The sequence below is a fragment of the Luteibacter sp. genome, from assembly GCF_036499525.1.
In the GTDB taxonomy this organism is placed as follows: domain Bacteria; phylum Pseudomonadota; class Gammaproteobacteria; order Xanthomonadales; family Rhodanobacteraceae; genus Luteibacter.
Genome location: NZ_DASYDO010000019.1, coordinates 102100 through 114717, shown reverse-complemented (window position 1 = coordinate 114717; position 12618 = coordinate 102100). Strand labels below are relative to the sequence as shown.

Here is a 12618-nt window from a genome sequence, read left to right as displayed (position 1 = left end):
AAGGGGTTCCGGAAACCGTCTATCGGAAGTCGTTCGGGGGGTCTGCACGATCCCTGCTGGGGGCGCTCGCGCCGGTCACACTAATTCTGCCTACTATCAAGCCCATGACCACACAGACTTCGACATCCAGGGAGCCTCGCCGCGGCAGCATCAGCTGCGTCGGCATGGGCATTACCCTGGGTTCCCACCTGACTCCCCTGGCGCGTAACAGCATCGAGACCGCGGACGTCGTCTTCGCCGCGCTTTCGGACCACGTGGTGGAACTCTGGCTGCGGCGCTTGAATCCGGAGGTGCGCAGCCTCCAGCCGTATTACCGCCCGGGCAAGTCGCGGATGAAGACCTATCGTGAGTGGGTCGAGCTGATGATCGCGGAAGTGCGGGCGGGTAAGCGGGTTTGCGCCGTTTTCTACGGGCACCCCGGTATTTTCGCCTGGTCGCCACACAAGGTGATCGAGCTGGCCCGCGCCGAGGGATACCAGGCGCACATGGAGCCTGGCGTCTCGGCGGAAGACTGTTTGTACGCCGACCTGGGCATCGATCCGGGCCGCGTCGGTTGTCACCATCTGGAGGCCAGTCAGTTGCTCTTCTTCGAACGCAGCCTGGACACGACCGGCCACGTGATCCTGTGGCAACTTGGCGTCGTCGGCGACCGCTCGCTCGGCCGGTTCCGCACGCCCGATGCCTATCGGGAGCTGCTGACAGAGCGCTTGCTGGAAGACTATCCGGCGAATCACGAGGTCACGGTTTATCGCGCACCCACGCTGCCGGTCGAGGGGCCGCACATCCAGCGCATGGCGCTTCGCGATTTTCCGATCGCGGAATTCACCGGCCAGGAAACCCTCGTGCTGCCGCCAGCCTGCGAACTGAAGCCAAACGCCATCATGCGCGCGCGCCTCGATGCACTCGACGCGGTCTACGGCACGGGTAGGGAAACCGCTGTTCCGGCATGAAAAATTAAAGAAACTGGCAAGCGTGCCGTTAGGGCGTCAGCTGGACCGTCAATATGACCCAGGGAAAGAAACATGCGCGATACCGTTGAATTGCTCGAAGCCATCGGCCGTGATGCAGCCTTGCGGCGTGCCTCGCCGGATGAACTGGCAAGGGCGCTCGAGGCTGCCGATGCCTCGGCAGGCGTACGCGCATTTGCCGCCAATGGCGACAGCACGGCGCTGGCCCAGGAACTGGGTCTCCACAAGATGCATGTCGAGCACCAGAGCCAGACGGGCGCGCACGAGGACGAAGAACTGGACCCCGAGGATACCGACGAGCCTGACCAGCGTCCCGGCGAATCGGACGATACCCCCTCCACCTGAGAGTTGGCGGCATGGCCTTTGGCTTTGGCCACATGCGGTCCTGGCCGCTTCTTGTAGGGCTCGCCCTATGGGCGCAGTTGCCGGAGGGCCGCGCTGCGCCCATGGAATCCGGCGCGGGACGGCTCGAGAAAGTCGATGCCATACGCACGAAGGATCATCCGCGCTTCGTCGAAATGCTGGGCGAACTCCATCGCGACGTGGCCGATCTCAGCGCAGCCGAAAAACGCTATCTGCAATTCCTCGACGGCTGGCAGGCAAATTACGAAGGGCGTTATCCCGAAGCGGAGACCGCTCTTCGAAGCGTAATGGCGCCTGCGGACGACGATCCGCTGGGCACGCGCGCAATCGCGATGTTGATGAACAACCTCAGCGAGCAGGGCAAATACGCCGAAGCGTATGCCATGGCGACGCGGGCGGCGGACACCCTTCCCGTGGTGACCGATCCGATGGCCCGTTTCGTATTGCTGGCGAACCTGTCGCAGATGCTGACCTTCGCGGGCCAGCCCGAGCAGGGACTGAAGTACGCCGATATGATGCTCAAAGCCACGCCGCCTGGCCTATCGCCTTGCCAGGGGATGGTCCAGAAGGTCACGGCCCTTGAGGGAGCCCGTGAACTGTCGGCTCGCAGTCCGGAGTTGCGGGACACAATCGAGATCTGCACAGCCGACCACCAACCGATTTTCGCCAACACCATGTCGCTCATCCTCGTGGACAGGCTGTTCGACGAACACAAGCTGGAGGAGGCGCTCGCGACCATTAAGCGCATCACGCCAGCTGTCCAGGCCAGCAAATATTTTTCACACGTCATCAGCCTCGCCAGCCAGCGCGCGCAGATCCAGGAAGCGCTGGGCCACGTGACCGAAGCGCGGGAAGCGGCGCTGGAAACCATTGCCATGGGTCATCACGGCGACGTCAACGAGGCCCTGCGATTCGCCTACCGCATCCTTTACACGATCGAGAAGGCGCAGGGGCATGCGGCCCGTGCGCTGGACTACTACGAGCGCTACGTGATCCAGGATCAGGGCTATCTTCGCGACGCCAATGTCAGGAACGCGGCCTATGAAGCCGCACGCCAGCACTTCCGTGCGGAGAAGCTCGAAACGGAAGGCCTCAGCAAGGAAAACCGCATCCTGCGGCTGCAGCAGGCGCTGGACGCCAAGGCCGTGGAAACGAGCCGCCTCTATATCGTCGTGATGTTCCTCGTTCTTCTTTCGATCGTCTTCTGGATGGTGCGCATCAAGCGATCGCAGCTTCGCTTCAAGTGGCTGTCGTCGTGCGATGGGCTTACCGGGATCTTCCACCACCAGCATTTCATGGCCGAATCCGAGCGGGCGTTGCGTGTCCTCGAAAAGCGGGGAGGCGAGGGATGCCTGGTGTTCCTCGACCTGGATCATTTCAAGCAGGTAAACGACGTGCATGGACACGCCGTGGGCGACGCGGTGCTGAAGCACGCCGTCGCCATCTTCAAGGGCCAGCTGCGCAAGGCCGACCTCCTCGGACGCCTCGGCGGAGAGGAGTTCGGCATGCTGTTGATGGATACGCCGCGATTGCAGGGCAGCGTGATCGCCGAGCGCGTTCGCCAGGCGATCGCAGCCTCGCCACTGGTCGTCGACGGTGCGGTCGTCGCGTTCTCCGTCAGCGTCGGCCTTGCCTGCACCGAAACAGCCGGGTACGAATTGCCGCCCCTGTGCCGCGCGGCGGATGCCGCGCTTTACCAGGCCAAGCACCATGGCCGAAACCGCGTCGTCCTCGATGGCGACGACGCTACCGCCCCGCTGCGCGTATCGTCGCCTCATTGATCGCGCGCACCCTGGCTTCGTCTACTTTTTCGACCTTACGGTCGTAAGTGAACAGACCGTTGTGCTCGCCTTCGACGTCGGTGATCTGGGTATAGACGCTTCCCGACACGCCCTTGGCTGGCCCCTTGTCGCGCAGCACGGCGGTATTGGCGATGTATCCGTCGTTCAGTGCGGCGCGGTTTTTCACGTCGCCGTATGGGTTGATGGCCGTGTTGGGCCACATGTGGCCGGGAACACCCAGGGTCAGGCCGCCGTGCTCACCGTCCATGGAAGCCCGCGTGGCGTCGGGGCTGGGTAGACCGGGCCCCTGGTAGTCGTGCACGTCGATGACGTCGCCCGCCTGCGGATCGCCCTTGGTGTCACAGCAGTTCAGGCCGCTGCGGGCATTGACCAGGCGCGAGGGATCGAGCTTCTTGATCTGCGCCGCGAACTCCGCGGCGGCGGGAATGCTCCACTGGCCCCAGCCCTCGTTGAACGGGATCCAGCCGATGATCGACGTTTCGCCGGCGAGCTGTTCGACGATGGCGGACACATCGGCGCGGAAGGCGGCCTTGTCGGCGTCGCTGAGTTTTTCGTTGTGTCCGTTAGGCAATGCCGGCATGTCCTGCCACACCATCAACCCTATACGGTCGGCCCAGTAATACCAGCGAGCCGGCTCTACCTTGATGTGCTTGCGAATGGTGTTGAAGCCCAGGTCTTTCGTCTTCTGGATGTCGAACTGGAGCGCCGTGTCGGTGGGTGCGGTGTAGATGCCGTCAGGCCAGTAACCCTGGTCCAGCGTGGCCAGCAGGAAGGTGGGCTTGCCATTGAGCAGGATGCGGTTGACTCCGCCCACCTTCCCGATGGCGATGCTGCGCAGACCGGCATAGCTGGTGACATCGTCGTGCTGCTCGCCCTGCGTAAGCGTGGCCTTGAAGGTGTAAAGGAAAGGATCTTCCGGACTCCACAGGTGCGGTTGCGCGATGGGCAGGCGCATCGGTTTGCCCGTCGATCCGCTCACTTGGCCTGCTGGCTTGCCGTCGGCATAGGCGGTGACATGCAGCGTGCCGTTCATGCTGTCGCCCTGCAGTTTCGCTGTCACCGTGAAGGCGTCCAGGCTGCGCGCCGGCGTGAAGTCCAGTTGCGCCAGGCTGGCAGCCGGCACCGGCTCCACCCATACCGACTGCCAGATGCCCGAGGCCGCGGTATAGAAGATCCCTTCGGGCTTCAGCCGTTGCTTGCCCACCATCACGTTGGCGCCGTCAACGGGTGCATGCACGGCGACGACGATTTCCTGCGGGCCGCCCGCGCGAAGCGCCGGCGTGATATCCGCACCGAAGGACGTGTAGCCGCCCGTGTGCTTCGCCACCTGCCTGCCGTTTACATACACCGTGGCGTCCTGCGCAACCGCTCCGAAGTTCAGGCGAACGTGCTGCCCATGCGCGGTGAAATCGGCGGGAACATCCACCATCCGGCGGTAAAACATGAAGTCCGAATGCTTCTGCACGCCGGAGAGCACCGATTCGACCGGATACGGCACCAGCACCTTGTCCTTCAGCGTCTTGCCGAAGGGTGGCGTGTGTTGCCCGTCACTCGCTGCGTACTGCCATAGCCCGTTAAGGCTCATCCACTTGGGATGTTCCAGCGAAGGACGGGCGAGTTGCGGCCGCGGGTACTCGGGCAAGGCGTTGCCCGGCGACACCTCGGTGGTCCATGGCGTTGCCAGGGGCGCCGTTTTGCCGTTCCAGAGGGTCGCCTCGTCCGTCGCGGCCATCGCCATGGGGACGAAGGCGATGGCCGCAACCGTGCGGGTCCAGACTTTCATTCGTTACTTACCCTCGGACATGGAAGCGGGCGCGTCGTGCGGATCCGCACCCCAGCTCTTGTTCGGCTCAGGCCCCATCGTGAGCACCAGGGTGGCGCCGTTCGCGATATCGGCATGGCTGAACCATGGCTTCGTCCACGGTTTGCCGTTGAGCGTGGCGGACTGGATGTACATGTTCCGCTCCGAATTGTTCTTCGCGACGATCTCGAAGACCTTGCCGTTGCCCATGCTCAGGCGCACGCGGTCGAAGATCGGGCTGCCGATGATGTAGTCGGGGGTGGAAGGATCGACTGGGTAAAAGCCCATGGCGCTGAGCACGTACCAGGATGAGGTCGAGCCCTGGTCGTCCATGCCGGGGTAACCATAGCCGGTGGCATCGCTGCCATACAGATCGGTAAGGATGCGACGCGTGAGTGCCTGGGTTTTCCAGGGCTGGCCGCCCCATGCATACAGGTACGCCGCCTGCTGGTCCGGCTGGTTGCCCTGCACGTATTGGCCGATCAGGCCCGTGCAGTCGCGACAGACACCCTTAGCCGTATACGGCGTGGAGAAGAAGGTATCGAGCTTGGCGTTGAACGCGTCGCGGCCGCCGAGCAGGGTCATCAGGCCTTGCACGTCATGCGGCACCAGCCACAGCGTGGACCAGCCCGAGCCTTCCTTCATCATGAAGTTGTAATAGGGTTCACCCGGATCGAACGGCGCGATCCATTTGCCGTCGTCGGTGCGGCCGCGGAAGAAGCCCACCGAAGGATCGAACACGTTGCGGTAGTTGGCGGCACGGCGCATGAACATCTCGGCGTCGTCGTTCTTGCCGAGCCGGCGGGCGACGTCGGCGAGCGCATGGTCGTCCCAGGCGTATTCGAGCGTGGTGGCGACGCCTGCCTTGCCGCCTGCATACGGCGGGCTGGGATTGCGGTCGGGCACGATGTCGGAGATCCAGCCCTGCTTGTCGTATTCGGCCAGGTAACCGCGCGGTCCCTTGGGATCAGTGGCGTTCTTGCGCAAGTATTCGTATGCCGCGGCGTAGTCGAAATCGATACCGCGCTGCCAGGCGCCGTCATAGAGGAACACCGCGTGATCGCCGTGGAATGAGGTATTCATGTAGCCGCGCTCGCGCGCGCGATCCAGTTCGGAGCGCATGATGTCCTGCACGACTTTTGGTTCGAGCAGCATCAACAGCGTGATCTGGTTGCGCCCCGTGTCCCAGAAGGGCACCGGTCCGTAATGATCGTAGTCGGCGACCTTGTCGTTACCCGCGGAATCCGTGTAGTGCTCGCCCTTGCGGGCGATCATGCGCGGACTGGCGAAGGAGTGGTACAGCGTCGAGTAGAACAGGGCGCGCTGCTTAGGCGTGCCTCCCGTTACCTCGACGCGGTCGAACAGTTCCGCCCACTTCGCGCGCGCCTTGGCATGTACACGATCCAAGTCCGCGTCGCTGTCCTGCGCGCGAAGCCTCTGGTCGGCTTCCTCGGCGCTATGGCCGTGGGCGACGCGCATCACCACCTGGTCGCCAGCCTTCGTATCGAAGGTGACATAGGCGCCGGCGTAACCGCCCGAAACCTTGCGGCGGCCCGCCTGCACGTCGGTATGTCCCAGTCCTTCGCCTTTGTTGGTCACATCGGCGTTGAAGGTGCCGAAGCTGGCGAAGGGACGCGAGAACTCGGCAACGAAATAGGGGCCGTCGGTATCCCTGTCCCTGCGGCCTGACGTGGCGACGCCGCGAAGGGTATGGTCGTCCACCACCTCCATGTCACCGCCCGCGCGGCGCAGGTTGACCACCACATTGGAGCGGTGGCTTGCCGGGAAGGTAAAGCGCATCAGGCTCGTCCACTGCGTCGCCGTCAGCTCCGCCTTGGTGTGGAAAGTGGCGAGGTCGACCGCGTAGTAACCGGGCGAGGCCTTTTCGGTGGCCTTGTCGTAGTACGAGGTCATGTAGTCCGGCGGCACGGTCCAGTCGCCTACCACGGGCATGACCATGGGCGCGCCGCGGGCGCCATAGGTGGAGCCGCCGGCGGTGAAGCCGATCATGGCCGGACGGCGATAGTCATAGGCCACGGGAACGCCCGTGGCGAAGCCGAGGTCGGCATTGATGTTGACCGGCGCCGCTTCGGTCGCGCTCTGCGGCAGACTGGCGCCCGGCGTGGTCATGCCGGTATAGAGCGCCTCGCCCTGCGGGGGGGAGTTGCCGATCAGGACCTGCCGGTCCAGTGGCGCGGTACCGACCAACGGGTTGGCGAGGTCGAGGCTCGACTTCGCGGCGGTGGCCGGCTTGCCGGTCGCGGCATGGCCTGCGTAAATGGTTCCCATCCCAAGAAGGACGAGAGCCGATATCAGTGAGGCACGGCGGGGAAGGCGTGCGGCGGGGGAGGTCATGAGCTCTTCCTTCTGCATGTGAAACGAAGACGGGGCCGGGCGATGTGCCCGGCCCCGTCGTTTGTTTACTTGTTGCTTTCACCGCCGAACTTGTAGGTTACGCCCACGTAGTACTGGCGGCCCGGATACAGCAGCTGGACCAGTCGTGCGCGCGTATCGCCACCCAGGTAGGTGTGCGGCGTCGCCTTGTTGAAGTTGATGATCGACGCGGTGACCATGAAGTGCTTGTTGAACTCGTAGTCGCCGTTCAGATCGATCTGGTGATACGGCTGCGCGTAGATCGGCAGACCCGCGGCCAGACCTTCCATCGTGCGACCCGTCCAGTTGTCGCTGGCACGCAGCAACAGGCCGTTCTTTTCATAGAACAGCGAGACGTTTGCCGCGTACTTCGCGCTACCGATCAGCTCGGCCTTGCCTACCTGCGTATCGCCCAGGGACACCGCGGTTTCATTGGTGTGGTTGAGCGTGTAGTTGGCTATGTAGCCGAATCCCGAATCCCAGGTGTGCTGCGCATAGATTTCAATGCCCTTCGACGTGCCGGAGCGGCCGTTGGCATTGGTGCTGTACTGCTGGAAGTTCGTCTGGGTACCGCCCACGTTCACGTCGGTGTCGTTGACGGTGACCGGCACGACGAAGTTCTTCACCTTCTTCTGGAACAGATCGATACCGACGACGCCGTGGGCCGCGTAGTACCACTCACCGGCAAGATCGAACTGGGTAGCCGTGAAGGGCTTCAGCTCGGCGTTCGCGCCGGAACCGTACCAACCCGGCAACGGAGCGCCGAACTGCTTGCGATCGTTGTAGTAGTCCTGCGTGTTGTTTGTCAGCTGGCCCAGCTGGGCCAGGTCGGTGTAGTTGGCGCGGGCCATTGCCTGCGAGCCGGCAGCACGCAGGATGAAGTCATCTGCGATCGTCCAGGCGATGTTGAAGCTCGGCAGGAACTTGTTGTAGCGCTTGTTGGTCGTCGAATTGTTGAAGCTTTCGACCACCGCGACGTCGGTTGGCAGGTACTGGAAGTCGCCGGCGGCGCACCTGCCTCCACCGGCATTCACGCCAGAAGCGGGGCAGATCAGGATGTTGCCCGCCGGGTCGTGGTAGTACACCGCGTTGTTGGTGGTGACCTGGTTGGCGACGGTGAGGTCCTGCTTCGTGGTGACGAAGCGCAGGCCGACGTTACCGCGCAGGGTGCCCGTGTCGAAGTTCGCCTGCACATAGGCAGCCGCAACCTTCTCGTCGATCGACGACTTGTTCTGCGGCTTCTTGTAGATCCGCCGGTCGTAGGTCTCGTTCAGATGGTTGTAGTACGCCGGGTAGTTGATCGCAGGGAAGATGCTGTCGCCGTACGCATGGTTCACGCCTTCCAGGTAATTCGGCAGCAGGAAGCCGGGAGGAAGCTGACCTGCGTAAGGATCGCAGGTTTGGAACCGATCGTTGGTGCCATTGCAGTACCAGCGCACTTCGTTGCTTTGCTGCTCCGCGTTCGCATCGGTGTACTTCGCGCCAAACTGCAGCGACTGCATCCATGAGGAATCGAATGCCCAGGTGAAGTCGGCCTGCCCGAAGTTCTGCGAATTACGGGTGTTTACCATGTTCGAGCCCGTTGAACCCAGGTCGACCTGGCCAGCGCCGGCCAGCATGTTCGGCAGGACAGAGGGGGCGGCAGCGATGCCTGGCTTGCCGCTGAGATTCCACGCGGCGCCGGAGCTGCCGTTTACCCACTGTCCATTCACGAAATTACGCGGCTTGGCCGCCATGCCCAGTTCGATCGAGGGGCCGCCCTTCGCCCAGGTCCGGCCGACATTGAACGAGCCGCTCAGGTCGCCGCCGTTATCCCATTCGCCTTCCAGGTTGAGGGTCTGCGAGGTGGCCTTCTCGACGGAGTAGTTGCCATTGAGCCACGGGATTTCCGTGGAGCACACGTCCACCGCCTGGCGGCTCGCGCCCGTGGCGGGGTTTACCGCGGAGTTGCAACCGACACCGGCGGGCGGCAGCACGTAGTTCGCACCCGTGACGATGGTGCCGGACTTGTCGAAGGTAAGACCGTTGGGCGCAAGCAGGCGGCCGTTCTGGTCCGCGTAGTTGGTGTTGTTCGGGAGGCCCCACTCGGGAACTTCGAGCGTGTTGGTGATCTGGGTCTGCTGGCGTTCGAACCGGAAATAGTTACCGGTGAGCAGGAAGTGCTCGCTCGGCTTGAACTGCATCGTTGCCTGGGCGCCCTTGGTCTTCAGCGTCAGGTCGTTGCGGCTCGTGGCGAACTGCTGCGGCATCCAGAAGCCGTTGGAGACGTTCCCGGCCTGGTCGACGACACCATTGCCCCACAGGTCGATATTGTTGTTGACCGCGGAGTTGTACGGGTTGCCGTGGATATTCACCGGAGCCTGGGTGCAGGTCGCGTGGTCCTTGCAGGCGTCCGACCACCAGTGCCAGCTCGAAGCATCCGCCTGGTAGGTGGTCGCCTGGCGCTTCTGGTACGCGCCGGCGACGAGGACGCCGAACGTTTCATCCTTGTTCTTCCACGACCACAGCGCCGCGCCCTGCGGTTCCGTCTTCGCACTGGTATCGGAGCTCGCGGCGGTGCCGGTGATGAAGCCTTCGTTCGCCTCCATCTCGAGCGGACGGCGCGTGCGCAGGTCGACGTTGCCGCCGATGCCGCCTTCGTCCAGACGGGCTTCAAGGCTCTTGTAGAGCTTGATGTCCGAGAACATGTTCGCCGGGAACAGCGTGTAGTTGAACGAACGTGTCAGGCCCGCCGAGGTATCGGCCGAGGCGACGTAGTTGCCATTCAACTCGGTATAGGTCAGTTCGGGCGCGAGGCCACGGATGCTCACCGTCTTGCCTTCGCCCGATTCACGACTGATGACCACGCCTGGAACATGCGCGAGCGCGTCTGCGATGTTCTTCGCGGGGAATTGCGCGATGTTCTGCGCGTTGATGACCTCGACGATGGAGTTGGCGTCGCGCTTGTCCAGCACGTTCTGGTCGATCGACTGGCGGTAGCTGGTGACGACGACGGTATCGAGCTTGGTGGCGCTCTTGGCGGCATTGCCCTGCCGGTCCTTGTCCGCCTTGTTGTCCTGGGACGTCTGGGCTGGCGCAGGCGCGGTCGATGCGGAGGCAGGTGCGGCGTCCTGCGCGAAGGCGGTCGCGGGAATTCCCATGAAGCCGGCGAACGACAGGGTCGCGGAAGCGATGGCCGCGTAGAGCGGCTTGCGCGTGAGCGTGTGCGGCAAATAAGACATTTTTTTGTGTTTCCCTCAGTGATGCGCGCCCCATGTAGTTGGCGCGGTACTCCCCCGTTCACTGCTGCAGATGCGCGATTTATGACGACACGCTGCCTCCTATAACCTTGTCTTGGATCGATCCAAAATTCAGGCCGCCAGCGAGCCCCCCGGCTCGTCGGCGGTGGAGCTTCAACTCTGGGAAGGTGCTGCTTCGAAGGGGTGAGGCGAACGACCCCACGCACGGGTCTCGCGACCCGGGGTGCGAATGCGGTGTGTCAGGTAGTTCTTGGTCATGCGTAGGCTCCCCAACCCCGAATCCAAATCCGTCTGATCTCTTCCAGCCGCGGCACGGCTTTGATCATTCTTGACTTGGATCGATCTAAATCCCCGAGCGCAAGTTAAGACGGCGACGACACGGCTGTCACGCTGCACCGCAAAAACGGCGGATCGCCGCGTTTGACGTCGTGCGGCCATTGTGTGATCCACGTCTCTCGTCCTGTCTTGCGATCGGCTCGACCGGCAGGCAGACTTGGCCACAAGAAGTGGCGGTCCGGCGCAAGCATCTGGGCGCGCGCCATGGAAAGGGGAAGTCGAAAGGGGGTGGTCAAGATGGCGTATGTCGCTATCTCCCGAGGTCTGGCTTGGCTTCGCGTTGACCATCAGGGACTGGGGAGACGTCTGGCGGCGAGAGATGCAAGGCGAGTACGACCCCGATGGGCCGGAATTTGCCAGGGCAGCGGTGCGTTCGCTGACCATCTTGAGCGCGGTCGTCCTGTTTGGCTTCTGCATGGAATTCCTCCGCCGCAGCGGGAATTCGCTCGCCACCACCGTATCGGTAATGACTGGCATCGAAGCAGGCTTCGTTGCCGGCTACCTGGTTGCCACCCGCAACCTTCCAGCTGTCTGAAGCCTGGAGACAAAACAGCCCATGGCAACGCTATCCGGGCCAATTCCACCCTCGTGATCGGAAAGCCAAAAGAGGGTGCTGCGGAGTCTTCCGTCGAGCCGATCAAGCGGCATCGATTGTTACCTTACCGATCAACCACCGGCAACGGCAGGGCGTCGTTCGGGTAGATCGCTACATGAGGCACGCCGTCGGCGCCGATCCAGCCGCGATACATGCCTTCGGTATTGAACGGGAACGCCACTTCGCCATCGCTGCCCAGCACGATGGCGCCACCGTCGCCGCCCATGCCGGGGATTTCATCCTCGATAACCGCCTTGCCCGCTGTCGCGGCCGATTCACCCAGGCGTCCCATGCGCAGGCAGATTTCGCGAGCTGCGGAGACGCGCAGGTAGTACTCGCCCCAACCGGTTCCCGAGACGGCGCAATCGACATCGGCGTAGGTCCCGGCACCGATGACCGGTGAGTCGCCCACGCGCCCGTAGTGCTTGTCGGTCATGCCGCCCGTCGACGTGCCGGCGGCGAGGCGTCCCTCGTCGTCGCGCGCCACGGCGCCTACGGTGCCGAAGTGCTTGATGGCGCGGTCCGGCACGCTCGCCTGCTGGTTCTCTTCCTGCAGCGCATGCTGAAGTTCCTGCCAGCGGCGCTCGGTACGAAAATACGAGGGATCGACCAGGGACACGCCTTGCTCCTTCGCGAACTGCTCGGCGCCGTCGCCTGCCAGCATGACGTGCGGCGAGTGTTCCATGACAGCGCGCGCCAGCAGGATCGGATTCTTTACCGTGTGCACCCCGGCCACCGCACCTGCCGCCAGCGTAGCTCCCTCCATCAGCGAGGCGTCGAGCTCGTTGTGGCCATCGTGGGCGAACACCGCGCCGCGGCCGGCATTGAACAGCGGGTCGTCTTCGAGGACGGTGATGGCTGCAGTCACGGCATCGACGGCCTGATGGCCTTGCTTCAACTGCTCATAGCCGCGCCGCAGGGCCAGCTCCATGGCCGCGCGCGCACCGGCCTCGATCTCCGGCGTCATGCCGGCGCGCTCGACGCCGGCGCCGCCGTGGATGGCAAGCACCACCGGCTGTTCGCCGCGCAGGGTGAAGCGATTGTTCTCCACCGTAGCGACCGCCTGGAAGGCGGGCTTGTCGACCTTCATCATGGCCAGGTCGATGCTGCTCTGCGTTCCGACGCCGGTGACGCGCAGGTC

At 63.5% G+C, this 12618-nt stretch carries 8 protein-coding genes; 4 read left to right on the top strand and 4 right to left on the bottom strand.

From position 1 onward, the window contains the following. The first annotated feature begins 104 nt into the window (after positions 1–104). From VGM71_RS03680 to VGM71_RS03670, 3 genes are all read left to right on the top strand, one after another. Entirely contained in the window at positions 105–950 is an 846-nt protein-coding gene (locus VGM71_RS03680; protein ID WP_331542460.1) for an SAM-dependent methyltransferase, read from the top strand. A 72-nt stretch (positions 951–1022) separates the two neighbouring features. Next, positions 1023–1313: a hypothetical protein gene (locus VGM71_RS03675; protein ID WP_331542459.1), complete on the top strand. Its 291-nt coding sequence runs from the start codon at positions 1023–1025 to the stop codon at positions 1311–1313. 32 nt (positions 1314–1345) lie between these two features. Continuing rightward, entirely contained in the window at positions 1346–3112 is a 1767-nt protein-coding gene (locus VGM71_RS03670; protein WP_331542458.1) for a GGDEF domain-containing protein, read from the top strand. Here VGM71_RS03670 and VGM71_RS03665 read toward each other — a convergent pair. The 3 genes from VGM71_RS03665 to VGM71_RS03655 form a co-directional block, all read right to left on the bottom strand. Continuing rightward, positions 3078–4916, bottom strand: coding sequence for a glycoside hydrolase family 2 protein (locus VGM71_RS03665; RefSeq protein WP_331542457.1), 1839 nt, complete (start codon positions 4914–4916; stop codon positions 3078–3080). The genes VGM71_RS03670 and VGM71_RS03665 overlap by 35 nt on opposite strands. A 3-nt stretch (positions 4917–4919) precedes the next feature. Beyond that, a complete protein-coding gene (locus tag VGM71_RS03660; RefSeq protein ID WP_331542456.1) occupies positions 4920–7289 on the bottom strand; it encodes a GH92 family glycosyl hydrolase in 2370 nt (789 codons plus the stop codon). Between the two features lie 65 nt (positions 7290–7354). After that, positions 7355–10528 carry a TonB-dependent receptor gene (locus VGM71_RS03655; RefSeq protein ID WP_331542455.1) on the bottom strand — a complete coding sequence of 1058 codons (3174 nt, stop codon included), beginning with the start codon at positions 10526–10528 and terminating at the stop codon, positions 7355–7357. 598 nt (positions 10529–11126) lie between these two features. Here VGM71_RS03655 and VGM71_RS03650 point away from each other — a divergent pair. Continuing rightward, on the top strand, positions 11127–11417 hold the full coding sequence (locus VGM71_RS03650) for a hypothetical protein (protein ID WP_331542454.1): 291 nt from the start codon (positions 11127–11129) through the stop codon (positions 11415–11417). A gap of 124 nt (positions 11418–11541) precedes the next feature. Here VGM71_RS03650 and VGM71_RS03645 read toward each other — a convergent pair whose 3' ends face one another. Continuing rightward, complete coding sequence (locus VGM71_RS03645; RefSeq protein WP_414675084.1) at positions 11542–12567, bottom strand: isoaspartyl peptidase/L-asparaginase family protein; 1026 nt, start codon at positions 12565–12567, stop codon at positions 11542–11544. Between the last annotated feature and the right edge of the window lie 51 nt (positions 12568–12618).

Excerpts from the sequence above, each read along its gene's own strand:
- VGM71_RS03665 (WP_331542457.1), bottom strand. The coding sequence starts at position 4,916 with ATGAAAGTCTGGACCCGCACGGTTGCGGCCATCGCCTTCGTCCCCATG.
- VGM71_RS03645 (WP_414675084.1), bottom strand. The coding sequence starts at position 12,567 with ATGAAGGTCGACAAGCCCGCCTTCCAGGCGGTCGCTACGGTGGAGAAC.
- VGM71_RS03680 (WP_331542460.1), top strand. The coding sequence starts at position 105 with ATGACCACACAGACTTCGACATCCAGGGAGCCTCGCCGCGGCAGCATC.
- VGM71_RS03675 (WP_331542459.1), top strand. The coding sequence starts at position 1,023 with ATGCGCGATACCGTTGAATTGCTCGAAGCCATCGGCCGTGATGCAGCC.
- VGM71_RS03670 (WP_331542458.1), top strand. The coding sequence starts at position 1,346 with ATGCGGTCCTGGCCGCTTCTTGTAGGGCTCGCCCTATGGGCGCAGTTG.
- VGM71_RS03660 (WP_331542456.1), bottom strand. The coding sequence starts at position 7,289 with ATGACCTCCCCCGCCGCACGCCTTCCCCGCCGTGCCTCACTGATATCG.
- VGM71_RS03650 (WP_331542454.1), top strand. The coding sequence starts at position 11,127 with ATGTCGCTATCTCCCGAGGTCTGGCTTGGCTTCGCGTTGACCATCAGG.
- VGM71_RS03655 (WP_331542455.1), bottom strand. The coding sequence starts at position 10,528 with ATGTCTTATTTGCCGCACACGCTCACGCGCAAGCCGCTCTACGCGGCC.